This is a genomic window from Clostridioides mangenotii TR (genome assembly GCF_000498755.1).
Taxonomy (GTDB): domain Bacteria; phylum Bacillota; class Clostridia; order Peptostreptococcales; family Peptostreptococcaceae; genus Metaclostridioides; species Metaclostridioides mangenotii_A.
Genome location: NZ_AXUS01000034.1, coordinates 1 through 25,231, shown reverse-complemented (window position 1 = coordinate 25,231; position 25,231 = coordinate 1). Strand labels below are relative to the sequence as shown.

At 26.9% G+C, this 25,231-nt stretch carries 48 protein-coding genes; 40 read left to right on the top strand and 8 right to left on the bottom strand.

All coding sequences use genetic code 11. The features are described 5' to 3' along the window. Positions 1 to 131: 131 nt before the first annotated feature. The 5 genes from T473_RS16955 to T473_RS19300 all read right to left on the bottom strand — a co-directional run bounded on the left by T473_RS16955 (position 132) and on the right by T473_RS19300 (position 2,491). Entirely contained in the window at positions 132 to 692 is a 561-nt protein-coding gene (locus T473_RS16955) for a hypothetical protein (protein ID WP_242825945.1), read from the bottom strand. 182 nt (positions 693 to 874) lie between these two features. Further along, positions 875 to 1,054: a hypothetical protein gene (locus T473_RS19305; protein ID WP_242825944.1), complete on the bottom strand. Its 180-nt coding sequence runs from the start codon at positions 1,052 to 1,054 to the stop codon at positions 875 to 877. A 228-nt stretch (positions 1,055 to 1,282) separates the two neighbouring features. After that, positions 1,283 to 1,546, bottom strand: coding sequence for a hypothetical protein (locus T473_RS0114025; protein WP_024622460.1), 264 nt, complete (start codon positions 1,544 to 1,546; stop codon positions 1,283 to 1,285). Between the two features lies 1 nt (position 1,547). Then, positions 1,548 to 2,363: a ParM/StbA family protein gene (locus T473_RS16950; RefSeq protein ID WP_242825946.1), complete on the bottom strand. Its 816-nt coding sequence runs from the start codon at positions 2,361 to 2,363 to the stop codon at positions 1,548 to 1,550. Next, positions 2,342 to 2,491 (bottom strand): hypothetical protein, encoded by a 150-nt coding sequence (locus T473_RS19300; protein WP_242825943.1) that lies wholly within the window; start codon positions 2,489 to 2,491, stop codon positions 2,342 to 2,344. The genes T473_RS16950 and T473_RS19300 overlap by 22 nt, the downstream gene beginning before the upstream one ends. A gap of 1,302 nt (positions 2,492 to 3,793) precedes the next feature. On the opposite strand from T473_RS19300, the gene T473_RS0114015 reads away from it, so the two are divergent. Both T473_RS0114015 and T473_RS0114010 read left to right on the top strand, forming a co-directional pair. After that, the gene (locus T473_RS0114015; RefSeq protein ID WP_024622459.1) at positions 3,794 to 4,000 is read left to right on the top strand and encodes a hypothetical protein; all 207 of its coding nucleotides are present in this window, start codon (positions 3,794 to 3,796) and stop codon (positions 3,998 to 4,000) included. Between the two features lie 182 nt (positions 4,001 to 4,182). Further along, positions 4,183 to 4,404: a hypothetical protein gene (locus T473_RS0114010; RefSeq protein WP_024622458.1), complete on the top strand. Its 222-nt coding sequence runs from the start codon at positions 4,183 to 4,185 to the stop codon at positions 4,402 to 4,404. Positions 4,405 to 4,824: 420 nt separating this feature from the next. Here the strand turns inward: T473_RS0114010 and T473_RS18615 are convergent, their stop codons facing one another. Together T473_RS18615 and T473_RS0114000 are read right to left on the bottom strand one after the other, a co-directional pair. Beyond that, complete coding sequence (locus T473_RS18615) at positions 4,825 to 4,998, bottom strand: hypothetical protein (protein ID WP_161627573.1); 174 nt, start codon at positions 4,996 to 4,998, stop codon at positions 4,825 to 4,827. A gap of 254 nt (positions 4,999 to 5,252) precedes the next feature. Further along, positions 5,253 to 5,441: a helix-turn-helix domain-containing protein gene (locus T473_RS0114000; RefSeq protein WP_024622457.1), complete on the bottom strand. Its 189-nt coding sequence runs from the start codon at positions 5,439 to 5,441 to the stop codon at positions 5,253 to 5,255. A 186-nt stretch (positions 5,442 to 5,627) separates the two neighbouring features. Between T473_RS0114000 and T473_RS18610 the strand changes: the two genes are divergently transcribed. The 11 genes from T473_RS18610 to T473_RS18595 all read left to right on the top strand — a co-directional run bounded on the left by T473_RS18610 (position 5,628) and on the right by T473_RS18595 (position 10,508). Continuing rightward, positions 5,628 to 5,771: a hypothetical protein gene (locus tag T473_RS18610; protein WP_161627572.1), complete on the top strand. Its 144-nt coding sequence runs from the start codon at positions 5,628 to 5,630 to the stop codon at positions 5,769 to 5,771. A gap of 11 nt (positions 5,772 to 5,782) precedes the next feature. After that, positions 5,783 to 5,926 (top strand): hypothetical protein, encoded by a 144-nt coding sequence (locus tag T473_RS18605; RefSeq protein ID WP_161627571.1) that lies wholly within the window; start codon positions 5,783 to 5,785, stop codon positions 5,924 to 5,926. Positions 5,927 to 5,948: 22 nt separating this feature from the next. Next, positions 5,949 to 6,191 (top strand): hypothetical protein, encoded by a 243-nt coding sequence (locus T473_RS0113985; protein ID WP_024622456.1) that lies wholly within the window; start codon positions 5,949 to 5,951, stop codon positions 6,189 to 6,191. A 15-nt stretch (positions 6,192 to 6,206) separates the two neighbouring features. Next, the gene (locus tag T473_RS18795; RefSeq protein WP_162531330.1) at positions 6,207 to 6,380 is read left to right on the top strand and encodes a hypothetical protein; all 174 of its coding nucleotides are present in this window, start codon (positions 6,207 to 6,209) and stop codon (positions 6,378 to 6,380) included. 115 nt (positions 6,381 to 6,495) lie between these two features. After that, complete coding sequence (locus T473_RS0113975; RefSeq protein WP_024622455.1) at positions 6,496 to 6,762, top strand: hypothetical protein; 267 nt, start codon at positions 6,496 to 6,498, stop codon at positions 6,760 to 6,762. 47 nt (positions 6,763 to 6,809) lie between these two features. Continuing rightward, positions 6,810 to 7,046 carry a hypothetical protein gene (locus tag T473_RS0113970; RefSeq protein WP_024622454.1) on the top strand — a complete coding sequence of 79 codons (237 nt, stop codon included), beginning with the start codon at positions 6,810 to 6,812 and terminating at the stop codon, positions 7,044 to 7,046. Between the two features lie 64 nt (positions 7,047 to 7,110). Beyond that, positions 7,111 to 7,284 (top strand): hypothetical protein, encoded by a 174-nt coding sequence (locus T473_RS18600; protein ID WP_161627570.1) that lies wholly within the window; start codon positions 7,111 to 7,113, stop codon positions 7,282 to 7,284. Between the two features lie 181 nt (positions 7,285 to 7,465). After that, a complete protein-coding gene (locus T473_RS0113960; protein ID WP_024622453.1) occupies positions 7,466 to 7,654 on the top strand; it encodes a hypothetical protein in 189 nt (62 codons plus the stop codon). Between the two features lie 79 nt (positions 7,655 to 7,733). Next, a complete protein-coding gene (locus T473_RS0113955) occupies positions 7,734 to 8,804 on the top strand; it encodes a tyrosine-type recombinase/integrase (RefSeq protein WP_024622452.1) in 1,071 nt (356 codons plus the stop codon). Between the two features lie 393 nt (positions 8,805 to 9,197). After that, positions 9,198 to 10,100, top strand: a complete 903-nt coding sequence (locus tag T473_RS0113950) for a hypothetical protein (protein ID WP_024622451.1) — start codon at positions 9,198 to 9,200, stop codon at positions 10,098 to 10,100. A 252-nt stretch (positions 10,101 to 10,352) separates the two neighbouring features. Beyond that, entirely contained in the window at positions 10,353 to 10,508 is a 156-nt protein-coding gene (locus T473_RS18595; protein ID WP_161627569.1) for a hypothetical protein, read from the top strand. A gap of 19 nt (positions 10,509 to 10,527) precedes the next feature. On the opposite strand, the gene T473_RS0113940 is transcribed toward T473_RS18595, so the two are convergent. Beyond that, positions 10,528 to 10,998, bottom strand: a complete 471-nt coding sequence (locus T473_RS0113940) for a helix-turn-helix domain-containing protein (RefSeq protein WP_024622450.1) — start codon at positions 10,996 to 10,998, stop codon at positions 10,528 to 10,530. 157 nt (positions 10,999 to 11,155) lie between these two features. Between T473_RS0113940 and T473_RS0113935 the strand changes: the two genes are divergently transcribed. From T473_RS0113935 to T473_RS16940, 27 genes are all read left to right on the top strand, one after another. Continuing rightward, the gene (locus T473_RS0113935; RefSeq protein WP_024622449.1) at positions 11,156 to 11,539 is read left to right on the top strand and encodes a hypothetical protein; all 384 of its coding nucleotides are present in this window, start codon (positions 11,156 to 11,158) and stop codon (positions 11,537 to 11,539) included. Positions 11,540 to 11,578: 39 nt separating this feature from the next. Beyond that, positions 11,579 to 12,616, top strand: a complete 1,038-nt coding sequence (locus tag T473_RS16945) for a hypothetical protein (protein ID WP_051365935.1) — start codon at positions 11,579 to 11,581, stop codon at positions 12,614 to 12,616. Beyond that, positions 12,570 to 13,118: a hypothetical protein gene (locus T473_RS18175; RefSeq protein ID WP_051365934.1), complete on the top strand. Its 549-nt coding sequence runs from the start codon at positions 12,570 to 12,572 to the stop codon at positions 13,116 to 13,118. The genes T473_RS16945 and T473_RS18175 overlap by 47 nt, the downstream gene beginning before the upstream one ends. Before the next feature lie 496 nt (positions 13,119 to 13,614). Then, on the top strand, positions 13,615 to 14,805 hold the full coding sequence (locus tag T473_RS0113925; protein WP_024622448.1) for a hypothetical protein: 1,191 nt from the start codon (positions 13,615 to 13,617) through the stop codon (positions 14,803 to 14,805). A 441-nt stretch (positions 14,806 to 15,246) separates the two neighbouring features. Next, the gene (locus tag T473_RS0113920; protein WP_024622447.1) at positions 15,247 to 15,429 is read left to right on the top strand and encodes a hypothetical protein; all 183 of its coding nucleotides are present in this window, start codon (positions 15,247 to 15,249) and stop codon (positions 15,427 to 15,429) included. A gap of 32 nt (positions 15,430 to 15,461) precedes the next feature. Then, positions 15,462 to 15,959 carry a hypothetical protein gene (locus T473_RS0113915; RefSeq protein WP_024622446.1) on the top strand — a complete coding sequence of 166 codons (498 nt, stop codon included), beginning with the start codon at positions 15,462 to 15,464 and terminating at the stop codon, positions 15,957 to 15,959. A gap of 1 nt (position 15,960) precedes the next feature. Next, positions 15,961 to 16,473: a 3'-5' exonuclease gene (locus tag T473_RS0113910; protein ID WP_024622445.1), complete on the top strand. Its 513-nt coding sequence runs from the start codon at positions 15,961 to 15,963 to the stop codon at positions 16,471 to 16,473. Positions 16,474 to 16,485: 12 nt separating this feature from the next. Further along, positions 16,486 to 16,875: a hypothetical protein gene (locus T473_RS0113905; RefSeq protein WP_024622444.1), complete on the top strand. Its 390-nt coding sequence runs from the start codon at positions 16,486 to 16,488 to the stop codon at positions 16,873 to 16,875. Continuing rightward, on the top strand, positions 16,865 to 17,062 hold the full coding sequence (locus T473_RS0113900; RefSeq protein WP_024622443.1) for a hypothetical protein: 198 nt from the start codon (positions 16,865 to 16,867) through the stop codon (positions 17,060 to 17,062). The genes T473_RS0113905 and T473_RS0113900 overlap by 11 nt, the downstream gene beginning before the upstream one ends. 36 nt (positions 17,063 to 17,098) lie before the next feature. Then, positions 17,099 to 17,260, top strand: coding sequence for a hypothetical protein (locus T473_RS18590; RefSeq protein WP_161627568.1), 162 nt, complete (start codon positions 17,099 to 17,101; stop codon positions 17,258 to 17,260). Between the two features lie 3 nt (positions 17,261 to 17,263). Then, the gene (locus T473_RS0113890; RefSeq protein WP_024622442.1) at positions 17,264 to 17,497 is read left to right on the top strand and encodes a hypothetical protein; all 234 of its coding nucleotides are present in this window, start codon (positions 17,264 to 17,266) and stop codon (positions 17,495 to 17,497) included. A gap of 3 nt (positions 17,498 to 17,500) precedes the next feature. Beyond that, positions 17,501 to 17,752 (top strand): hypothetical protein, encoded by a 252-nt coding sequence (locus T473_RS0113885; protein ID WP_024622441.1) that lies wholly within the window; start codon positions 17,501 to 17,503, stop codon positions 17,750 to 17,752. A 3-nt stretch (positions 17,753 to 17,755) separates the two neighbouring features. After that, positions 17,756 to 18,211 (top strand): Panacea domain-containing protein, encoded by a 456-nt coding sequence (locus tag T473_RS17435; protein WP_024622440.1) that lies wholly within the window; start codon positions 17,756 to 17,758, stop codon positions 18,209 to 18,211. Then, a complete protein-coding gene (locus T473_RS0113875) occupies positions 18,212 to 18,472 on the top strand; it encodes a hypothetical protein (protein ID WP_024622439.1) in 261 nt (86 codons plus the stop codon). After that, positions 18,460 to 18,642 (top strand): hypothetical protein, encoded by a 183-nt coding sequence (locus tag T473_RS0113870; RefSeq protein ID WP_024622438.1) that lies wholly within the window; start codon positions 18,460 to 18,462, stop codon positions 18,640 to 18,642. The genes T473_RS0113875 and T473_RS0113870 overlap by 13 nt, the downstream gene beginning before the upstream one ends. Positions 18,643 to 18,726: 84 nt before the next feature. After that, on the top strand, positions 18,727 to 19,020 hold the full coding sequence (locus tag T473_RS0113865) for a hypothetical protein (protein ID WP_024622437.1): 294 nt from the start codon (positions 18,727 to 18,729) through the stop codon (positions 19,018 to 19,020). A gap of 3 nt (positions 19,021 to 19,023) precedes the next feature. Then, the gene (locus T473_RS0113860; protein ID WP_024622436.1) at positions 19,024 to 19,254 is read left to right on the top strand and encodes a hypothetical protein; all 231 of its coding nucleotides are present in this window, start codon (positions 19,024 to 19,026) and stop codon (positions 19,252 to 19,254) included. Between the two features lie 42 nt (positions 19,255 to 19,296). Next, the gene (gene thyX / locus T473_RS0113855; RefSeq protein ID WP_024622435.1) at positions 19,297 to 20,118 is read left to right on the top strand and encodes an FAD-dependent thymidylate synthase; all 822 of its coding nucleotides are present in this window, start codon (positions 19,297 to 19,299) and stop codon (positions 20,116 to 20,118) included. A gap of 11 nt (positions 20,119 to 20,129) precedes the next feature. Next, positions 20,130 to 20,510 carry a hypothetical protein gene (locus tag T473_RS0113850; protein WP_024622434.1) on the top strand — a complete coding sequence of 127 codons (381 nt, stop codon included), beginning with the start codon at positions 20,130 to 20,132 and terminating at the stop codon, positions 20,508 to 20,510. A 43-nt stretch (positions 20,511 to 20,553) separates the two neighbouring features. Further along, the gene (locus T473_RS0113845; protein WP_024622433.1) at positions 20,554 to 20,811 is read left to right on the top strand and encodes a hypothetical protein; all 258 of its coding nucleotides are present in this window, start codon (positions 20,554 to 20,556) and stop codon (positions 20,809 to 20,811) included. A gap of 21 nt (positions 20,812 to 20,832) precedes the next feature. Further along, positions 20,833 to 21,198, top strand: a complete 366-nt coding sequence (locus tag T473_RS0113840; protein WP_024622432.1) for a hypothetical protein — start codon at positions 20,833 to 20,835, stop codon at positions 21,196 to 21,198. Positions 21,199 to 21,232: 34 nt separating this feature from the next. Continuing rightward, positions 21,233 to 21,523 (top strand): hypothetical protein, encoded by a 291-nt coding sequence (locus T473_RS0113835; protein ID WP_024622431.1) that lies wholly within the window; start codon positions 21,233 to 21,235, stop codon positions 21,521 to 21,523. A 12-nt stretch (positions 21,524 to 21,535) separates the two neighbouring features. Next, a complete protein-coding gene (locus T473_RS0113830; RefSeq protein WP_024622430.1) occupies positions 21,536 to 21,850 on the top strand; it encodes a hypothetical protein in 315 nt (104 codons plus the stop codon). A gap of 3 nt (positions 21,851 to 21,853) precedes the next feature. Continuing rightward, positions 21,854 to 22,195 carry a hypothetical protein gene (locus tag T473_RS0113825; RefSeq protein ID WP_024622429.1) on the top strand — a complete coding sequence of 114 codons (342 nt, stop codon included), beginning with the start codon at positions 21,854 to 21,856 and terminating at the stop codon, positions 22,193 to 22,195. Between the two features lie 61 nt (positions 22,196 to 22,256). Next, entirely contained in the window at positions 22,257 to 24,443 is a 2,187-nt protein-coding gene (locus T473_RS0113820; protein WP_024622428.1) for an RNA ligase, read from the top strand. A 1-nt stretch (position 24,444) separates the two neighbouring features. Then, complete coding sequence (locus T473_RS0113815; protein WP_024622427.1) at positions 24,445 to 25,035, top strand: zinc ribbon domain-containing protein; 591 nt, start codon at positions 24,445 to 24,447, stop codon at positions 25,033 to 25,035. Positions 25,036 to 25,037: 2 nt separating this feature from the next. Further along, positions 25,038 to 25,231 (top strand): hypothetical protein (locus T473_RS16940; protein WP_038300682.1); only part of this gene is annotated, 194 nt, incomplete at its 3' end.

Here is a 25,231-nt window from a genome sequence, read left to right as displayed (position 1 = left end):
AAACATCATATTATAGTCATTTTTTTCGCAGCTAAAATTACATTTTTCATTGATTCTTCAACCTAAAATTGCTTTTTTTGATGTTTATTACCTATTATATATACTTGTTTTAACTGGGTTTGAACTCACTCTTAATTATTCCAAAAACATATTTTCATTGCCTCTTTAGCCAATTCAATATTATGTCCTTTCCATATTACACTTGGATTTACCACAAAGTAATCTGTAGTATTTTCATCTCCTTCAACTTTTACGTATTTAAGAAGATTGTATTTTTCTTCATTCATGATCAAATTAAACCTTAAGAGATCTTTCTTTGTTCTACTTCTATTTGTTATGTTTATCTTTAGTAATTCACATATTTCAGTTAAACTTAATTTTTCTAACTTATTTAAATCTATTTCGTTAGGATTTTTAACTAATATGTTCGTTTCATAGTGTATAAATGGTATTAGTTGATATATATAACTCAATTGCTTATGCTTACTTACAGTGGTATTTTCATATAACAATCTAGTAGTATTTATGTAAATTCTTGTGTACTCTTTAGTGTTGAATTCTACTTCACCTTTAGTAAAATATTCTGGATCTAAATAAAATTTATTATCCTCTTCATATAGCAAGTTATTATCTTTAACATCATTTAGAAAATTATAAAAAGTACGATCCTCTAGTCTTAATATTTTCTTCATTAGTATCTTATCCAAAGGAACAATTTTTTTATATTGCGTATGCTTTATAAGTAAATTTTTATTATCAGTATTATAATGTAAATATGTTGATAGATATATAAGTCTTGTTACATTAGCTCTGTCTATATTTAATTCATTAAACAATAGCTTATTTTTCACATAACATAAAAATATAAACCCGCCTAAGTTTGAACTATGTGTTGCAACATATTTATGTTATTTAATAATTTCTTCTGCTTTGAGGTGATGATGTTTTTATACTCTACAATACCTAACATCTCACCTATCTTCATTCCTCTATGCTCTATTAATTCATTTGTTTTTTTATCTACTACATATACATCTTTAGTAAAATTATTCAAATTTGGTACTCTTAATTTTGCTATAATCTATTCCCCTTTCTTATTTTCTATCTAATTTTATTATATCATGTTGTTACTATAATGTCAACTATGGTTATAATTTACTCTACAATAAAAAAATCCATTTAAAGCTCTTCTAGAGTCTCTCTTTCCCTATGCAATAAATTTGTATTACATGAGTTTCGAAACACTTTAGACAAGCTATAAATGGATATTTTATATATATTATTAGTCAGGCATATCTTCATAAAAACTTTGAAATATACTCGGCTCTTTCTCTTCTGGTTTCTGAGTTTCCTCACGATTAGAACTAATTGTAACGCCACCTTGTACTAATCTTTCAAGCAATTCAACTTTCTCAATTAAACTTCTTCTTTCTAAAAGCATTCTTTCTAAAGCTAAAGACATGTTGTTGAATCCGTATTTTCTATCATATTTTTGAATCTCATTATCTATATCTTCTTCTATTGTAAAACTACGTTTTTTCTTCATATTAAGCCTCTTGGAACATATCTGAAGCAACTATATATAAGCCTTTAGCTGTTGCCATTTGTGCATTTTCTATTACTTTAAACCTTTCATCAAAATTCATATATAAAGCTGTACCACCACTTATATACACTGTTAGTTCATTAAGATTTTTCCATAAGTTTGAGATATATTGCTGTATTTTTTCTGATGAACTTTCATAAGCAAATTTTTTCATATCATCATATTTATCTGAGGTATCTATTTCATAAGTTTCTTTACTAATACCTCTTTCTTCTAATTGTTTTTGAATTATAGAAAGTGTATCTTGATTCCCGAATTCATAAGTCTTAGAGAATTTGTCTACAAATTTTAGTCCTGGATCAAAATATGTAAGTTCTGTTGTTCTATACCCTATAGCTGCTAAAGCTACAGGTTCATCATTTTTCTTTCCATCAAGAGTGCATATTAATGCTGCATCTCCCTCTCTAAGAATACTAATATCAGAAATTGTAACTTTCTTTATTGTATTTTCAATATTATCTTTAATCTCATATGTTTTACCTTTATATTCTTTTCTAACTTCAGACATAACACGTTTATTAAAGCTTATATATGGAACCCCTAGCATTATTTTTACTTCATCGGCCATAGCTAATTTATTTAGTGCTGCAGCTATAAGCACTCTCATTGTTAAAGAAGTTTTTCTATTATCAGAATTTCTAATTGGATTTAAACTTTCTTTTTCAGCTAATAGTCCAGCAAAAAAGTTTTGTCCTTCATAATTAATAAATATAGGATCTTCATGAGTATCAAATTCTAAATCTCTTCCATCTCCAATAACAGATTTAAATAAACACTCTCTTTTTTCTTCTTGTATTCAGTATACCCTTTTACATATCCTCTTCCGATATCCAATCCTATTATTTGGACATCTTTAGTCATATTCTCTTTCTCAACTTCAGCCATTTGAAATATCCTCCATTTCTTACATTATTATCTTTCTTTATAATATCATATTCTATACTACTTTAGCAATTCCTTTTATGATATTTATCATACTATAGTCGGACAATCATCTCACTATACATCTTTATCGGATATAAGTCTTACTACAACAAGACAATAATCTCCTTCTAATCTTGTGTTTATCCTACTTTTTCATCCAAACACTCAATCATCTTACTATAGTCGGATAATCGTCCCACTATATTATTTTTTAATTATTCTAATTAGCAGACGAAAAAATGGAATTCATAATCAAAATAGCTTGATTATTCCTATATAAATCTTATTTTTTAGCTCAGTTTATTTTCTTTTGAATTTTGTCAGACGTTTTTATATTGATTCTACCTATCTATTTCTTAATTTAAGAGTCTAAAACTAGACAAATCATGAATACTAAAATATCAATTTAAATTGTCAATGTTGGGTATTTTTGTTTGCCATGTGGTGTGTCGAGATAGATAATTTTGAAAAATTGGATCGGAGAATTAAATTTGTGATGTGGAAAAAGAAGTACTATACGGTTTTTTTCTCATTTAGTCAATCCCTTTCTACGAAAATACCCCCTCTTAATAAGATTAACCAAATGATGTATATAATAAAGTATTGCTTTAATTTCAAAACTATATATACATTTTATCTTTAAAATCGTTGGTTTAGCTAAACTTTATTTAATTAATAGAGAATAGTATAAAAATGAATAAATAAATATAATCAGTTTGTACATTAGCTATATCAACGGTTACATGAATTGTGTCAAAAAGCTAAACTATTCCCTAAATAAGTATTTACGGCATACTTCATAAAATGATATAGATTTATATATGATGATAATGTTCTAATATTATTGTTAAATTGAGGTTAAATTGGAGAGGTGTATTTTAAAGATTTAAGATAGTGTCTTAGGAAACTATTTTTTAAATTTCTTTATAGAAAGAGAACTCTTATTTATTTTTATTTCCTTCTTTCCTTTCTTCTTATCTTCTTATCCTCTTATCCATTCAACACAATACAAACACTCAAAGCCAACATTAGAACGTCTCTAACAGGCTTGTATAGCTTCATAGACTAGTATGATGTATATGCTTGTGTATCTTCTTACTACTAACTAACAACCATTAATTAATGTAAGACTTAGATTAGATATAATAAATAAATTAAAATAAATATAGCTTTATACTTGACACGTTAATACAGTGACTGTATAATTAGAATTAGGTTACAAGATAAGTAATCAAATTAAATATGGAAGGGGGCGAATCTATTGTGAATATTAGAAGTAGGAGAAGGACTACAACTCTAAACAAGAATAGATATAAAGGTAGAGACAAAACAAAACATATTAGGAATAGACGACAAAAAAGCGATAAGCTTAATACTACTGCATTAGTAATAAGCATTATCGCATCTGTTATAACTACACTTTATACACTATTACAATTACTTGTAGAGTTAAAGTATAAGCTAAAATAATTACATAGAAGGGAGATATTATTATCTCTCTTCCTTCTCTTACTGTTTAGTATAACACAATAAGAACATTATGAATAATAAAAAAATGAATATGTTAATTTATATTTCGCTTTTATTTAATGCTGTAAATTTAATAATTATATTACTTTTATTCTATGTAAAAAAATAAAGGATGTGAAAGTATGAAAGATAATGAGAATGTTAAGAAGAATAAAGTTCTGTTTGTAAAAGGGCATAGAGATAGTTACTCTACACGTGTGAGTATTCCAATAACTTGGTTGCGTGAGGATCTAGGTATTGAAAAAGATGTACACGAGCATGTAAGAGTAATTAGGGATAAAGAGAATAATAGAATAATACTTGAACCAATACCAATAGAAGAGAATGAACTGGATAGCTTATAGCAGCACTAAATTAGACGCTGTGCTTTGCTGTTTAATAATCTTTAAGATTGCTAGGTTTGAATATGCAAGACAGAAGAAGTATAGAATAGGAAGTAAATCCATTATGTTATTCTTAAAATAAAAAAGCTATTTTATATACTAATTTATTTTAATATATGGAATAGCTTTTATTTATTTTAAAACTAAAAGATTTACTAAAAGATATATCTATTCTATAATTAGTAAGAGAATAAATATAATATTCTTTAAATAAGTTCTCTCCGTTGTTGGGAGGAGAAAAAGAACACTTGAATTGCCGTTCGGGTGTTTTTTTATTTAATGTATAATTGACTTATTATTAAAGTATAATGTATAATAGATATAAATATAAGAGTTACAACTGTTTGGGTCAGGTGTTACTCTTAGAAAATAGTAAAAATATTAGAAATTTTCTTCTGGAACATCTGAGCTGTCACTCGGGTGTTCTTTTATTTTTCCTATTTTCTCTCTTAAGTCTATGTAATTATCTAAAAGCTTATTAACATTTCTTAAAGCCCTATTTAATGCGATAATTAAACCATTTATAAATAGTAAAAATATGATAATCTTCTCCAATTTTTCCACCTCCCTTCAAAAGTCGGGAGGAAAAAATTATATATATTGGAGTAACACCCTTATTCAGTTGTAACTCTTATATTTATATCCATTACACATCTAAAACGCTTTAAAATAGCTTTATTCGTCTTTATTTTCTAATTCCATGTCTAACATTCTATTTATATTCCTTTGTCCTCTATCATCCAATTGTTTATACTTATTTAACAAATCTATTTCTTTAAAGCTTAACTCACTGCGTCCGACCAAGTAATCTATAGATACACCAAAAAATCGGCTAGAGAAAGCAATGTTGATAGTTTCATGTTTTGCGTTCCATTTCTCCACCATGCTACTATAGTCGAATAGGGGATTCCACTTCCACGTTCGATATCTGGCTTATTTATATCCATTTTAGCCATAAGAAATTCTATTCTACTTAACAGCATATCATCTTTGATCATTTAAACACTCCTTTCGCTTTTAACTTTATATTTATAAAATATCATATATTACACATTTTGTAAATATTTTTATCATGTATCAAATATTTTTTATTAAAAAGTATTGACAATCTATCATGCATGATATATTATAGACTTAACAACAACGACACAACACAGTTAGTTGAAATAACAGGAGGTAAAAAGATGAAAAAAATATTTACAACAATAATAATAATAGGGATAGTAGCAGTTGGTGTGATAGCAACTCAAATAAAAGATATAAATAGCAATGAGTACGGAACACAAATAACATTCAAAGACAATTCAGGGATATGGTTAGAAAAATAGGAGGGAACAACATGAAAATATTTACTAACTACAAAAAGAGACAACAAGAAAAAAGAAATAAAGAGATCCAACAATCGCAAGAAAAATGGATGCTAAAAAGTGCAGCGTTGTTTGGCAACGAACAAATGAAAGAATTAGCTTTAAATATAAAATAATTAAAATCAGGAGGTAACAAAAATGGAATATCTAGGGATAAAAAAGGCAGTAGAAAAATTCAACAATAATAATAGAATGGTAATATTTTATGTAGGGATTGACGATATAGTTGAATGTTGGACATATGAAGCGTATACAAATTATTTATCACCTGAAAGATTTATGATCTTACATAATGTAGGAGAAGAAAATAAAAACAATAAAACAACAATTGAAGAATTAAAACAATTAATAAATAAAAGAATGGAATTTCCATTTGAATAAGAGGGGTGTTAGGTTATGAAGAGGTTACTAGATGCAATGAAAAACAAGAATAATAACGATACAAATCTTACAAGAATAAACGAATTAAAAGATATAAATAAAATCACTTTATACGAAGCTTACGGGTGGCATACTGCTAATTGGTCATTTATAAATAATAAAGGTAAAGTGAAAATAATATTAAACTAAAAAGAGACTCAATAAATTATAAAATTTAAAGAATCTCTAAGGATGGTATAAAACCAAACTGTGACAAGTTAATTATACCATCCTTCAATATAAAAATCAAAACGGAGGGTTAACAATGAAATTAACAAATAAAGATAAAGAAATATTAAGAGGTTTTGGATATCCTAATGAAGATTTTAAACAAATTGAAAGGGCGACATTTAAAAAATATACTACTTATGAATTAAACGGTGAAAATATATCATTAGAAAAAGTATTAGAAATAATGGACAGAGAAGAATATTTAAGTGGTATAGCAAGAAGTGCTTTCCATTGGAGTGCTGTGAGACAAACCCTAAATGAAAAAGAAGTATATTTTAATTCATCAAAATTATTTAAATAAAAAGTAAATTTCATTCAATAAAAATAAAAATTAAGGAGAATGTAAAAATGAAAAAAGTTACGAAAAATACAATAAAAGCAATAATAAGAATAAATGGATTCGCAGAATTTTATATGGTACCTTGCAAGTCAAATAAGGACGACATTATTTGGTTTGGCAATCACATGAAGTATAAAATAAGGAGTTTAGAAGAACTAGAAAAAATTGTGAATGAGTTTATTGATTATAATTGTAACCACGAACGAGGATATTATCCAAACTACTACACTGAGCAGGAAATGTAATAATGACTAAATTAGATAAAATAAAATTGAATAAGCTATCTGTTATATAGGAGACGGTGAAAAAATGAAAAAAACATATAGAACAAAACAAGAAACAATTAAATACTTTAGGCAATTAGCTTTTGAATACGAGAAGGAAGCCCACAGAAACGGTGATAAAATAGCAAAAAAAGTAGCAAGGGGGAAAGCTGAAGCCTACGAGTTAGCAGCGTTTCAGATAGAAAAAAATATGGAATAAAGTATAATTCTAATTTAATGGAGTTAAAACAGATTTATATTTTATAGTAAATGATTTATATAATGATTTAAGCGAATAGCACAAGATTGGCAATTGGTTTAATGTGGTTAGAATAGATCATTTAGATATTAAATAAAAGTATAATTTCATTCCATGAAAAATAAATATAGGAGATATTAAAATGTTTTTACATGAATTATTAAATATAAATAGAAACATGAAAATTAGGAAAGGTTATTGGAATAATGGGCTATATATACAAAAAAGTGATTGTGGAAATTACTTTATAGAACAAGATAACGATGACGATATATACGATATGTTTATAGACGATATACTATCAAATAATTGGGTTCAATATACTGAGTAAGTATAATAAAATAAAGAATTTATATTACAAACTAGACAAGTAGAGTACTTGTCTTTTTTATGCCACAGGAGGGCTGGAAATGAAAAAACCTAATAATATATTAAATAAAGAACTAGCAATCGATATCAAATGTCAGCAATTAGAAAATAACTTACCTAATTTTATGTTTGACTATTTTATACATTTAAAAAGCACTATTAAAGAATCCTCCCGTTATATTTATTTAAAAGATATAACATTTTTTTGTGAATATTTAATTGAATACAAAATAACAAATATAAGTAAAATAAAGGATTTAAACACTTCTCATTTCAATTCCATAACATCACAGGATATAAATTACTATATTGGTGAGTACTGCAGCCATTACGCTAAAAATGAAAATGGTAAAACTACTATGTATACCAATAGTAGTAAATCTTTAGCTCGTAAGCGATCCGCAATTTCAAACCTATTTAAATACCTATACCGTAATGATCAAATAGATTTAAATATAACTGATAAGTTAAATCCTATTAAACTCACTAAACCTCAGCAAGATGCTATAAAACGATTGGATATTAATGAAGTTGATAGAATGATTGATATCGTCATAACAGGGGAGGGCTTAAATGATAGAGAATTAGTATATTGGAATAAAACTAAATTAAGAGACAAAGCTATATTAACATTGTTTGTTACATATGGTTTGAGACTTGATGAACTAGTTCAGTTAAATGTATCATCATTTAATTTTAATAGAGGCGAATATACAATATACAGGAAAAGAGATAAGGAGGTGATAATGCCTATTAATAACTCATGTGAGATTGTTGTAAAAGATTATATCAATAATGAACGTAAAGATGATAAATCAAAAGATGATGCATTATTCTTATCGCTGCAAGGTAAGAGAATGACAGAAAGGGCGATAAGAGACCTTGTAAAGAAATATACATCTTTAGCTATGGGAGTAACTAAAAAGAATGGCTACAGTCCACACAAGTTACGTGCAACTACAGCTACAACATTAATTCAAAATGGTTTTTCAATATATGATGTTCAGAATTTGCTTGATCACGATAGTGTTAATACAACACAATTATATGCAGCACATAAAAAAAATGTAAAACGTAACATCATAAATAACTATGAATTAATAAATAATTAAAATACTGCAGTATAATAATGCTATTGTTTAGACATCTTAAATTTAAAGATGTCTTTTTTATACATTTACATAAAAATTTGTTAAATCATAATTCAATTTGCTAAAAAATGATGACGACATCTATATATTACGAATATAATGATGTGCAAAATGGTATATATAGTATTGCAGTCCTTGATAGTTGAGATATTTGGAAAAAAACGATATAATATAGTATTGTAATTATTAATCTATAAAGCGATTAATTATCTAAATACATGGGATAATACTGAGTTTTAGTTTCAAGCATAATTGAATACAATAGTATTAAAAGCGATAAAATGATGTGCAAAATGGATATAGCAAAAAAATGATGGTCACAAAATACTATATGATAAAGAGGAGATTACAATTATGTATAACTTAAAAAATAAAATTGAAATAGATAATATAATAAAAACTTGGGAGCAGAGTGAAAGATCTAAAATAACAATTGTATATAATGATCTTATTAATTATTTAAAGGATAAAAATGATATCAAAATAGAAGATGGATACTATTTTGCTGACTTAAATGAGAACACTGCAGCGGATTTTATAATGAATAAATATTGTAACGATACAGCTGGTACTATAAGAGTCAAGATGAGCATATTTAGAAAACTTATGAAAGAATTAGATATAGATGTAGAATTCAATTCAATTAAATCTGGGGATGTTGTTGCTAAATTATATGAATATCCTAACAGAAATGAATTATTAGAAATATGCGATCTTTTAATTAATTATCAAGATAGGTTCATTTTATACGCTGTATTCTGTGGTTTTACAGATATAGACATGAAAAATTTAATTGAATTAAAAATAACCGATATAGATTTTGATAATAAAACAGTAAAAGTAAATGATGAGAATATTATTGTAGATGATATATTCCTTGATCTTGCCGAAAAAACAATTAATCAAGTTGTTTATTATAAAAATGTTCAAGAAGATAATCCAGGTACTAACGAATATTATGAATTCAATATGGATTCAAAGTTTGTATTAAAACCAAAGCCAACTAATCAAAATGATGGTGGATTTAATTCAATGTCATTACCAACGTTAAGACAAAGATTTAATATATTAAATGATCAGCTAACAGAATGGTATTTAACACCTCGCAATTTAAGGATTTCTGGATTTATGCAAAAGATGAATGATGAAAAGGATGATTGGACAGTTAGAGCCATAGAAGCGAAGAAAAAGGAATTAAGCTATAAGTTTAATGCATATACAGTATTTAACATATACAATCAGAAATACAACTCTTAGGAGTTGTATTTTTTTATAATTATTTAGAATACTATTGAATTCTATGTCCAATAAATGTATAATTAATATAGAACATGTGTGCGATTTGAATAAGAAAAAGCAATCATAATAAATTATTTCATTAATTAGCATAGCTTAAATAGCACAATGTAGATAATAATTACTTATATTTTATATTTATTGTGTATTATTATTTATCAATTTGTTTAATGTGTATACAATATATACAACTACTTATAGGGGGTTTGTATCATGGGCATTAAGAAAGAAGAGTATTACAATAATATTAATAATATTGAAGAAAAAGAAATGAACGAGTTAATAAGTTTAATAGTTAACATTAAAGATGTTACTGTAATAAGAAGATTAAAGTTTATAGTTTTGGGGATAATTAAATTTACGCAATAAAATAAAGACTAGGATTGGTCTAGTCTTTATGAGAGGACTTCGCAAATAAATTATTTAAAAATAACCAATCTTCTTTATCTACATCGGACAATAATTTAAATATATTGTCTTCACTCGAAAACTTATCAATTAAATCCTCTATCTTTTCCCAATCTTCTTTATTTAAGCTTAATAAATTAATAAGTACTCTCTTTTTAAATCTATTATTTTCATATAGCAAAGCTCCAACTTTTGTGTAAAAATTCTCTTCTTCATTTAGGTCTAAAAATATATCACCTATTCCATTTGTTATCCATTCGGGATTGATGTGATATAAAAATGATATTAAATCTATATTTTTTTTAGTTAATCGGTTTTCTCCTCTTTCTATGTTACTTATATTATTTTGTTTTAAACCCAATGCATTTGCGAACTCATGTTGTTTAAGTTTTAAAATATCTTTTCTTAAATATTTAATTCTATCAGCTATTTCCTTAATTTCTTTATCCATATAGTAATCACCTCTAGCTTATCATATCATAATTAAACTCCATTTACAAATATTTTGTTTATTAATTTTATCATTCAATGATTTTATTTCATTGACAATGATATTTTTAATTGATAATATATCATTAAGTGATTATTTAATTTTTATAGGAGGAATTATGCTTATACAGACAATAGAAGGTATTCCAGGTGAAGACATATTAGAGAGAAATAAAACAAGAATACATTATATAGAATTACTACAAAATGATTCAGTAAAGTTAGATTCCTATTTTATGTGTATCGGTAATAATTTACTGGAACATGATATTGATATTTTAGATCTGAAACAAATATGTAAAGAGAAATTGTTTTATGAAAATATAAGCAGCACTATTGATCCAATTATCACTTCATTTGTGGAAATTATAACTATACATAACGTAAAGAATATAACAAATATATTGAAAGATGCTTATTTGAAAAATGGACAAGATGGGTTTATCATGTGTTTTATAAATGAAATGGTTAAAATAGTAAAACAGAAAGAGCTATATCTATAATTATTAAAAGATATTATAATATTATGAGGAGGTGGTTATATGAGTAAAGATACTAATGAAAAGCAAATTGATTTTAGTAAAGTTGATTTAATTATTTATGCTATCTATGACTCAGAAAAATTTAAAGCAATAACTAAGAATTTTTTTGAAGTTTTTAAACTAAAAAATAAACTAACAACTGAAGAGATACAACCTCTATTTGAGGACTTTTTATACAATATAATATTTAGTAAGATAGACAACCTAGATACCCCTAAAAAGGTACAAAGACTTAGAACAAAACATACTAATAATGCTTGGGATTTAAAACAAAGATGGGTTAAAATGTCCCTTGATACATTAGAAAAAAAACAAAATAAATTGTTGAAAAAAGAGTATGAAGAATCTAAAAAAACTTATATAAAAAATGGATTTATTACTTCAACTATAAATACTCCAGAAGAACTTTTAAATCATAGAAAAGACTTTTTAGAAAAATGGGCTTCAAAGAGAGAATATAATGTCTCAGATTATATCTATTTATCAGAGTTAAGTGATAGTAAAATACAATCTGCATTTACACATGATTTAATACTTTGCATAAGCGATGTGTTAAAAGACGATTATGACTATAATATTGATAGAGTTAAAATCGAAAGTCCGTCTGGGCTCGCACCAGGGCTTTTCATTCCACGCAAGAGAGGCCGTAAGCCTAACTCATCCAACATTATTAAACAAGACAATAATTCATATAAATCTGATTTATATGATGTAAAAAGTGACAGTGGAGATCAAATGGATTTGTTTTATGAATTTAATTTTGATAATAAAACTATAAAAAGCAAAACTAAAGATCTTGATGGGATAATATTAGAACTTAACTCTATTGATGATGGTAGGAGATCAATATCAACACTCTCATTAGATAAGTTAGATTTAGACATTGCTAGATTTACATACTCCTATAGTCCTCTTATCAATTATACTTTTTATTTATCTGATTTGCTTAAAGATTTAGGTTTGAGTGACTCTAAGGATAATTACGAGAACGTTGAAGATAAGCTTACGAAACTTACTTTTTTATACATTTTATACTGAAACGTATCATGAAGATGGCACTATAAAATCAAAAACGAGTTTTAATTTATTTTCTAGAATTCATAGTGAAGAGATAAATGGGAGAAAAGCTGTTAAAGTAACAAAAGCAATTGTTGAAGAAGTAGAAAGAGAAACAACAAGAATTATGTACAAAAATCAATTAAAAAAGTTAAAAATTCCTCAATCTACAGATTTGGCCTATATGCTAGAAGGTATTAGAATATCAGAGGTAAATCGTGGTATAGATATTAAAGATAAAAAATATATTTTTGATTTAGATCAATTAAAATTTGATATTCACTTTGAAACAGATACAACTGAAAAAGAAAGAATGGCTATGGTAGAAAACATGTTAAATGAAATTGTTGAAAATCAATTCATAATAAAAAGATTTGTAGTAGGGCATGGTTATTTTGATATATATTTTTATGAAGATGTTGAGAAAAGAAAGTCTTTGATAAATAATACTGTATTATCATTACCGACTTATATTATCGAATAAAAATAATGGTAAAACCTCCGGGGTATTTTTTTATTATTTCATATTTTGTTTTATGTAGTAACTTTTATAATAATAAAATGTTAAAAATAATGGTAAAACCTCCGGGGTATTTAATTATATATATATTTAAAAATCGTAAATAATGGTAATATCTCCGGGGTATTTTAAAAAACCCCTATTTTTATCCTTATTTCGTATGTTTTATTTGTCGAAAAATTTTCTTTATAAATAAAAATACTGCTATAAGTGTTGTAGTATCTATTTTACATAAAAATAATGGTAAAACCTCCGGGGTATTTTATAAACATTGATATCACATTGTTCTGATAGAAATAATGGTAAAACCTCCGGGGTATTAGAGTATAGACAGTATTATCTATTTTTTGTAATATTATCATATATTTTAGAAGATTTTTAGGGTTGTATTCCATTGACATTATAGGAACAACAGCTTATACTATTTTTAGACTATAAAAGAAGAGGGGGAGGGATAAATATGCAAGAATTAAAACCGTTAGCTAGAATATCTAAATCAAAATTAAAAAGTATACTAGGTTTATTTAAGAAGTCTGCTAAAGAAGTGAAAACAAGTAATAACTATGCTTGTGAATCTTGCATGTTTAAAAATGATCCTTCTTTAAATAAAAACTCTTTAGAATTATTTTGTGCAAATAAGTGTACTAATAATAACTATGATACTGAACTAACTTTTTATGAGACTAAAGAAACTGAATTAGGTATATTCGAGATAATAAGTAATAATAGTAAATGTATTACTTTAAGTAAATCAGCTATAAAGCAATATATCCTATATCATTTCATTCCAACAAATAAAAATTTAGTAAGAAAAGCTGTTTCTTTTAAAGATATCGCTTCTTTATGTAGTGTATCTATACCTACAGCTAGAACAAATCACAAAACTCTAGAAGAGGTTGGGCTAGTGTATTCAACAAAGAATTCATATGGAAAATTAGATATAGTCGTAGATGACGAATATAAAAACCATTTCAAAAAAGATAAAAACGGAAATGGTTATTTTACTATGTCTTTAGATATACTAGAACATTTACTATCATTCGAAAACGTAAATGAAATGAAATTAGAAATTAAAAAAATAATCTGGGCTGATGCTAAAACAAGTAAATTAGGTAAAAGAATTAGCTTTAAGAAAGATAATTTAATAAAAGTATTACCAGATTATGTTCGAAAATCTAATAAGGTAACAGAGGCAGTTTTAAATAATTCTGAAACACTGCTAGATATAAAATATAATACGATTAATACATATAATTACAAGACTAAGTTAGATACAATAAAAGAAATAAAAGAAAGTTACAGAGCAACAATAAAAGAGTTCTTTGATAGTACAGGGTACTCAATTAGCGAAAACTATTCTAAAGTAATGAAGGACTTGAATTATGAAAAGTACATATTTAGAAAAGAAGAAATGTTACAAAAACTAGAAATAGAAAAAGCACTAACCATAGAAGATATTACAAATCTAGCCCTACAATATGGTATACATAGAATATTAGAAGTTTTACATTACATATTTAAAGAACATAGTATAACAGAAGATGAAGTAAATTGTACGGATATAAAAAACCCAGGTGCATTTATAAGACAAGTTATAGTTAATAACATAAATGAATATGGAAGTTTAAATATTAAGGTTGCAGTTGCATAGGGATAGCTTTTTGGCTATTCCTATTAAACGTGTTTTTAATTGAATATATGAAATAAAAAAGACTTTTTAGATATATTTATCTCATCAAAGTCTTTTTTTATGCCTAAAAGTTATTAACAGTAGAAAGTTTTTTGTATTCATTAGAAAGATAATTATATTCATAAAAAAATTATTTATATTAACTATAAATAAAATCATACATAAGGTTAAATAAATTACTTTTCAATTTTCTTAGAGTTATTTCGATTAGTCTATTAGATCAATTCTGCTTCATCTCTAATTAGTGTATTTAAATATTGTATTTAATTCTTGTTTTAACTTATGAGTATTTATCTTTCTTTATTTAATTATACTATATTTTTCATTAATAACTATATATTTTGTGATTATAGTTGACATTATAGTAACAACATGATAATCTTAAACAAAGGGAGGGATATCGTGGAAAATATTAAATTTTTAAATCTTAAGATTAAAGGTAATAAATACAATTTTCAAACAAGATATATAAATAAGCGAGATTTTATAGAGTTTGATAAATTGATCCAGCTGATAACTGAAGATCACAAAGAAGACGAATCAGAGATTAAAAAAATATATCTAACACTTATTTTAGATATATAGAATCTCAGGGAGTAAACAAATTATTTATTGATATGTGTGCATTACCATATATTACACGCAAAATAGATGATTATGATTTTCATAAGAGTGTTTCTAACTATTTACTTGGTGGAGATAAAAAGTACACTTTAGAAATGTTCTGCGAGACATCAAGACTAATGCTGCTAAAAGGCAATGAGCTGCCAAATATAGAAAGTAAAATATCTCTTTATGACCGCTTAGAAGAAGACTATATACATGATATAGAAAATGAGAAAAATTATAGCGTTGAAGAAAAGGTAAAAATATTTGATGAATTACAAATAGCTAGAAGAGAAAGAAGAAAACTTAAACATAGAAGGCAGATATGTGACAAGATAAATAGGCTTGTTACGTCCATGAATATAAAAAAGGCTCATCTTGATAATCTTTTAAATGAAAATAATAAATTAAAAGAAATAGCAGAAAAGAAACCATACAACAAAAGAACAGATGATTTTGAAAGAGATGAATGGCAAAAACAATTAAAGAAATTTAACTTAGGAGGATAAAATGAAAGATTATATTGTATTGGATTTAGAGACAACAGGTCTAAAGCCTAAAAGTGGAAGTGAAATAATTGAAATAGGAATTACAGAGATAACAAAAGGAGAAATATCCAACAACTTTTCTAAACTAATAAAACCTAAAGAGTGTATCCCAAAGTTTATTACAAATTTAACTCATATAACGAATTACATGGTAAAAGATTCTGATTCGATAGAAAGTACGTTACCTAAGTTTAGAAACTACATAGGAGATAAAACAGTCATAGCTCATAATGCTAAATTTGATATAGGTTTTATAAATCATTATTTAGAAAAGAATAATCTTGATCCTATTACGGACTATATATGCACTTTGGATATATTGCGTAAAGATAAAGATTATAGGGGCATAGACAGAAAATTAGCCACAGCATGTGATTACTATGGTATACCATTAGAAAATGCTCATAGAGCTGATTGTGACACTCTGGCTACTGCTAAATTATTTTTAAAAATAACAAATGGAACAAAACAGTAAGGGAGTAAAGAGATGTTAGTTAGAGAAGAGAACTTATGCTTTGAAATATCACAAGCTATAAATGAAAGTATTTACTCGTATGGGTACGTAAATAAAAATGATTTGAAAGGTTATGTAAATTTTATTTTCGAGATCGAGGGAATAAAATCTAAGAATAGAGATAAAATGAAAGATTTTGTTTATGAGAGAGTTTTGAAAAGTAGTGAGTATTTTTTTGAAAATATAAAGACTAATGAAGTGAAGAAGTATATATATTTGAAAGAGGCATGTGCTGAGTTAAATATTAAAGAGGGTTGCATTCGCAAATGTATAAATAAAGATGTTGTTTATAAGAAGACTTATAGAATAACAAAATTACCAAGGTATCAAAGATTTGAAGGAGTGCAAAAGTATGATCAGTGAAAATTTTAGAGCTATGCAAATATCTAAATTAACAGAGGTTAAGAATAAAACGGAACAATTAGATTACATTCTGAACAAAGAAGGTCTTGATTGTAAGGATGTTATAGAGTTCGTAAATATACATGGTAAAGCAATATCAGAATTGCAAAGTATTGCCAAAGAGTTATTGTACGTAACTATGCAATGAAATAGTTATTTTATTTTGGAAAGGGGGTTATGAGTAGTGAATTTAACTAATGTTAAAACTGTAGACCTATTAAGAGAGTTAAAGAAAAGAAAACAAGAAGTATCTTGGGATCAATTTATAGACGGTGATGAAGAGACATATCATTTTGATTCAGACACACATGTTTTTATTATAGAAGAAAAAGATCTGGAGGGTTAAAATATGAAAGTTAAAGAGTTTATAGAAGTTGGTAAAAATAATTTCATTCATTATCTCATACATGGTGAAGGTTGCTTAACTACAAATATAGCTTTAAAGCGTTTTGGGGATGAAGAAATTAAAGAGATCGACTTTGTCGTTGATATGCAAAATGAGAGATTAGCAGATTCGGATAGGTTGTTTAAACCGACATTGAGTATAGTTCCTAAAATATATCTTACGGATTCGGAGGATTAGAGTATGGCTAAAGTAGTATTGCATAGAGATGATTTATTACCTATAGATGATAATCATAAGGGTTATTTTGCTAAACATAGAAATCTTGTAAATTTAGAAACTTATGAGGAGAGGTCAGTATATTCTCCAGTTGTTTATTATAAGAGAAGATATTTATATATAAATGAAGGAGATTCTAATATACCTGAGTTTAAAACGCTAGAAGAGGCTTTGAAATATGCAAAAGATGGATATGAGAAGTTGATGAGGGATTAAAGTATGGTCATAGGAAAATGCGATGCAATGGATGTAGCAGAATTTGTTATCGTTTATTGTGAAAAGAAAGAGAATCCAATAACAAATCTCCAATTACAAAAAATACTATATTATATACAATGCGAATATCTAAAAGAGACAAATAAATGGTTATTTGAAAATTGTATAGAGGCATGGGATTATGGAGCTGCAGTTCCAGACGTTTATTTTACATATAGTAAATTTATAAGTTATAAAATAACAGGAGTAATTCCAAAATACAATAATATATTTTCGGATTTGGATAAAGAAATAATGACAAAAGTAATAGTCAGAATAAGCAAACAAAATGTATGGACTGTTATAGAAAAAATGAAAAATGAAAATCCATATAAATTAAACTATTCCAGTGTTAATAGAAGAAATGAGATCCCTTATTATGATATAGAGGAATGGGTAAAAAAGGAGAGGATAATATAAATGGCTATAAATATGATGTGTGTAAATAGCGAATGTAGGCATTATTACGAGGATTTATGTGATAAAAATTTAAATGAAGAATTCCATAGCATCGATAAAAATGGTAAATGCTTGAGTTTTGAACGTGGTAAGAATCCATGCTATGCTTTAGCAGATAAAGAGGAGTATAAACGTCTTTTAGAAGCAGAAGAAAAGCTTAAATTATTAGAGAATTATAATGAAAATGAGGGCAAAGAGAGGTGTAAAACATGGTCTATTTAAAAATAAACATGCTTGATGGCAAAAGCTTTATTGTAGAAAGTGAAGAAAGTAATATTATAAATATTTTGGAATCAATCTTTAATGAAAAAGCAAAAGTGACTAATTCAATTATGAAATTAAGAGAAGGTATTAACGATTTATCAAATAACTTTATAAGTGATAATGTCTGATAAAATTTCTAGTATTGAATATCAAGGCTACGAAGAACAGAAATATGAATAAAAATAGTTTTTTATTGTAGGAGGTGACAATTTATGAAATGTGATAGATGTAATGAAGATGTAGAGATATTAGATGATGGAAATATTATCTCTGATGAATCAATCTGCAAAACATGTGCTTTAAAGTTAACTGATTTAACAAAAATGGCTATAAGACAATATGAGAATGAATTACAAAAAAGTGAAGACTTTTTAAGAAAATGCACAGATACATATAATAAATATAAGCACTTTGTAGAAAGTGGAGAGAAGTCCATTAACAAAGATAAGGAACTTCTTGATTATTATAGAAAAAGATTAGAAATGATAAATAATTTTGGAGGGTAGAGAGTGAATTTAAAAGAATTAAAAGATGCAATAGATACAATAGCTGAAAATATGTTAAATAATACAAATTTAGAAGATATAGACGTTAGAATTAATCTATCGGAACCTTCAATATGTTGTCGAGCTTCGGTTGGCGTTGAGAATATAATGATGGGATTTGATTGGGAGCAAAATCAATTAAGAATAGAACCAAAGGAGTCAATTATAAAAGGTAGAATAAAAAGATATTATTGACTGACTTTGACTAATAGAATAAAAAATAAAAAGGAGAATTTAATGAAAGTAAAATTAATAAATTATACACCAGAACCAGAAAAGACAATAGCTATGGCTGCTAAGTTATGCTATTCGCCTGTTGGTATTGATGAAATAGAAAAGAATTTAACTAAAGAATCAATTGATAAGTTCTTAAAGATGTTAACTGATTTAGGTCATGGGAGTGTATTTGAACATGTGTCATTTACATTCGCTATAGAAGGGATATCTAGAGCATGTGCTAATCAAATTGTAAGACATCGTATAGCATCTTACAGTCAGCAAAGTTTAAGATATGTAAATATGAAAAATAACTTCAATTATATAATGCCAACTGAAATAAATATGGACGTAGATTTGACTCATTTATATGATGATTTAATGGAAGATTTATATGATGGATATATGAAAATTGCAGATAAATTATTAGAAAATAAAATGAAACTATTCTTAGCTTCTAATACTCTTACGACTAAGTGGGATTTTTATTCTTTGGAACAATTAAAAGATACTATGTTAGGGCAAGGGTACAAAAAAGAATACAATGCATTTGAAAAAGAATCAATTGAAGATGCTAGAAGCATTTTACCATTATCGACTGAAACTAAAATAGTAGCTACAATGAACGCAAGAAGTTTATTTAATTTCTTTGAACATAGATGCTGTAATAGAGCTCAGGAAGAAATCAGAGATCTCGCAACTGAAATGTTGAGAGAGGTTAAGAAAGTAGCCCCTATATTGTTTGACAAAGCTGGCGCAAGCTGTGTTAATGGTGTTTGTCCTGAAAAAGCTATGGGTTGCGGGAAAGCAAAAGAAGTTAGAGAGAAGTTTAGTAGCTTATAGGAGGATAACCAATGGATGTAGCAGACCAAATAATTAGGGTAATAGATAAAATTGCAGAAAAGTTTGGAGTGGTTGTAGACACTTCTAAACCTGTATTAGAGCAGTTATCACATAATATTGTGCAATATTGTTTTTATAGAAGTACGATATTATCAATTATACTAGGGTTAATAATTATAGGGATAATGATCGGAATAATTTTATTAATAAAAAAAGCTATAAAAAAAGATGATGAAGATTATATTCTGTATGGTATTGTGCCATTAATACTTTTAGGTATTGTACCTACAATATTTTTCTGCCGAAATGTCGATACTGTAATTTCATCAAAGGTATTCCCAGAAAAAGTGGTCATTGAATATGTTTCAGACCAATATAAGAAATTAAAATAAGAGGAGTTGAATTAACATAGAAAAGAACGATATAGAGTTAGAATTGGGTACAGGTAAAACAAGACTATATGGAGAGCCAATGGGAATTTCAACTTATTCAAACATAAAGGGAAATATAAATTATTCAAAATACAATATTATTAATTTTGCTGACAATATTGAAGATATATCCATATCTTTTGTTAAAGGTTTTACCAAAGAAATATTTAAGAAGATAAAAATAGATGAATTTAATACATACTTCAAAATAGAAGGAAGACCAAGAGTAAGGGATAAATTTTATAAGTCGATTTATTATTAAAAATAGGAGTGGGAAAGTAATATGAGTAAACATAATGAATTATTTATACCATTAAAAGATGGTTTCATTTTAGGTATGACAGACAATTATGACATCCTAACAGATGAGGATGAAGTTAATGAGTGCTTTACTGAGATATATATTAACATTTTTAACAATGGAACAAAGGAGATAGAAACTTTTAAAATGTCATTTGCTGACTATTATGGTTTTAATGTAACAGGCTTAGATACTTTAAAACTAATACTTAACAATACTCAATCAAATCTTGTTAGGAATGAAAAATATGGGTTATATGCTAATGAAGATATGACAATTGATGAGTTTAAAGAATGGATTGAAAATATGTTATATGATTCAATGTGGAATCAAGATGAAGTAGAATAAAAAGTAGATTTTATATAGAAGGAGGATATCTCTAATGATTAAGAAGTTATTAGCAACACTAATAATATCGAGTGTGCTATCGGTAACACTTGTAGCATGTACAACGACCACAAATGCTACAGAAGAACCAGAGCCATACACAATGAAATGTGTAGATAAGCAATTAGGCAAAGATATTTATGTTCTTACCGACAATGAAACGAACTTAGAGTATCTTGTAATAGAGCGTTATGAGAGTAATAACGGAACAACAACATTATCAATTACACCTAGATATGAAACAACACCAACAGGACATATACAGATAAAAGGTTGGGATAGATAGGGGAAACTTTAGATGAATAAATTAAATGAACATGTCTCGTATTATGATATTGTGAAAATGAACCATTATAGTACCGATGAGTTAGAGATAATGAATAATAGAACTATTAAAACATTTTCTCATATATGTAGGATAGTTGGTTATGGAGATATAACAGAACAAAATTTAAAATATCATCAATTAAAAAAGATGTTAACAGCTGACTTACTTGAGAGAGGAGAAATTATAAATAAGATAAATTTTAAAGAATTAGTTGAAAAACAAGAACGATTAAATAAATTAAAAAGTAAGAATAAAATATTCAAAAAATATGGAAGGAAGAAGTAAGTAATGAAGTGGATAAAATCTTTAGGTGATGGAATATTGCATTTTAGAAATTATAGTATAATTTGTGCAATATCTACACATAAATGGAAGAATCGAAGTGACCAACTAAAATTGTTCAACATATCTTCAGGTTGTTTATATAACGGAGAAGAGTTCAATATTTCTAAAGTAGATGAAAAATACAAATGTATGAAATATCTTCTAGTACACACATATCAAAATGGTTGGGATAGTTGGGGAGATGAGTATGTAGGAACTGTAGACGACTTAAAAGAGTTAGTAAAGTACAACTTTCTCAATTTACCACAACAATTTATAGATTTAATTAAAGAATATATTGGATAATGAAAATTAAATAAAACAACAATTTTAATAAAGTAAGTAAGGGGAGGGATAAGTACAAGATATGAGAGCAATGTTATTATTTAGAGGTTCACCAGCGTGTGGGAAATCTACAATGATAGATAAATTAAATCTAAAAGATTATACTCTATCAGCAGATGAAATAAGACTGTTATTACAATCACCAACTATGACAGTTGAAGGTGACTATTCAATATCTCAAGACAATGAGAAGACTGTTTGGAGAATATTAATGGATGCTTTAGAAGCAAGAATGAAAAGAGGGGAATTTGTAGTTATAGACGCTACTAATTCTAAAACATCAGATATGCAGAAGTACAAGGCTTTATCTGATACATACAGATATAGAATTTATTTAATAGATATGACCAATATACCTATAGATATAGTAAAAGAGAGAAACATCAATAGACTACCAAAGTATAAGGTAGTTCCTGAATATGCTATAGATAATATGTATGCTCGTTTCAGTTCTCAAAATATACCTAGTGGAATTAAGGTATTAGATAATGATAATGAAGATTACATAAAACAAATGTCTTTTAACACTATAGATTTTTCTCATTACAATAAGATACACCACATTGGTGATGTTCATGGTTGTTATACAGTTTTAAAAAAATATATGGACGAAAGTTACAATGAAGAAGACTTATACATATTTACTGGAGATTATACAGATAGAGGAATAGAAAATAAAGAGACTTTAAATTATTTGTTTGATTTATCTTCTAAAAGTAACATTATATTTTTAGAGGGTAACCATGAAATACATTTAAGAAATTGGGCTAATGATATATATAGTGAGTTACCAGCAACTTTTAAGGCTACTTTACCAGAGATAGAAGGTGGACAAGTATCTAAAAAAGAAGCAAGAAAGTTTTGTAGGAAATTAAGACAATTTGCTTACTATAACTATGGAGATAAAGTGACTATGGTTACCCATGGTGGAGTTCCTAAGATAATAGAAAATACCTTGTTTATGCCTACTGTAGATATGATAAGGGGTGTTGGTAAATATGAAGATTCTTTAGCTGTTGATTTAGCTTTTGAAACAAATATGCCAAGCAATTATTATCAAATACATGGTCATAGAAACATAGAAGATTTGCCTGTAAGATGCACAAATAGATGTTTTAATCTAGAAGGTGGAGTTGAGATGGGTGGTCATCTAAGAATTGTAACTCTAGACAAAAAAGGTTTTGAAACAATTGAAATACAAAATGATGTATTTTCAGCAGGAGAGGCAATAGATGCAAATAACTTAGAGGTTGTAACACAAGAAATGATGTTTAATCTAATGCAAGACAACTCTTTAGTAGCAGAGAAGAAATCAAAAAAATATCCAATATCGGCTTTTAATTTTAAAAATGCAGTATTTAAAGGAAGACTATGGGATAGCCAGACAATTAAAGCTAGAGGGTTATTTTTTAATAATGAAACCAAAGAAATAATAATGAGAAGTTATGATAAATTCTTCAATATAAAGGAAAGAGAGAATACTAAATTACATAATTTAAAACGTTCTATGGAGTTCCCTGTGAATGAATACTTAAAATACAATGGATTCTTAGGTTTACAGAGTGTTTTTGAAGATGAGTTAATATATGCTTCCAAATCTTCATTAGAGAGTGAACATGCAAAGTGGTTCAAACAAATATTTGAAGACTCTACTACAGATGAACAAAGAGGGTATATTAAAAATTTAATAAAAGAACACAAAAGCACTTTTATATATGAAGTTATTGACCCTATTAATGATCCACATATAATCAAATATGATAAACCATTTGTAGTTCTAATAGCTGTTGTAAAGAATGAAGTAGAATTTAATCAATTATCTTATGATGATTTAATTAAAATAGGAAAGGAAACTAATCTTAAAGTAAAAGAGAGAACTTGCACAATAAATAATTGGTCAGAGCTGTATGAGAGAATAAATACAACTAATGAAGAAAACTATAAGCATAATGGATTAGAACACATAGAGGGATATGTTTATGAAGGTAAAAATAGTTTTATGACTAAGTCTAAATTGCATTATTATAAACAATGGAAATTATTAAGAGGTGTGTCTCAGACTTTTATGAAATATAATCATATATCTTATACAGGGGCTTTAAACAATCCTGAAACCAATTTATTCTATGGATGGTTAAGAAATCAACCTAAAGAAGAAATAGTTGGAAAAGATATTATAACTTTAAGAGAAATGTTTAGGGTGAAATAAGATGTTTGAAGAAGCAATGGAATGGTTAAAAACAGCACCAATTGAAGAATTAAATGAAGCTTTTGGATTCAATAAAACCAATGACATAGAAGATAAAAAAGAAGACGACTATGGAGATTGGAGTGCAGAATGTACTAATTGCGGAAAAATATTTCATGGTCTTGAAGGTGTCTTTGACGAAGAAGAAATATTCTGTCCAAAATGTGCAAAAGAAGAATGGGGATTTGGAAAGGTTAATTTGTCGGAAGTGGATATTCAAGATTTATTAAATGAACTTGAATGTAGAGGATATTGTACAAAAGAAATAAGAAATAAAGAAATTGATATTGTTGAAACTCTTGAATTAGACAAACCTACTATGGAGTTTGTAATAAGAGAGTTGAAAAATAAGGAAAGAGACTTTGATGAACTAGTAGAAACGCTTATAGAAAATGGAGAAGATATAGATTCTCTTATGTGCAAAAGAAATAGAGAACGTAGCTGTGAAGTAGCTTCTATAAGAGGTTATTTCCAAAATATGATTAACCGAGGTGGAGTTCTTCAATTTGATGAAGATGGTGATTGGAGTTTTGCAGAAAAAGAGGTGAGGTAGAAATGAGAGAGCTTAAATTATTAAAATTTATTGATGAACTTTTATTGGACACTATCTGTAATTCTATTATGGTGTGTTTCCCTGAACCAGATAATACAGAAGTATGGTGGATAATACTTGAGGATGATAATTTTAAAAATAATATGAAATTTGTTGATTTAATTGAGGAGTTTATTTCAAATAATGATATAGGAAT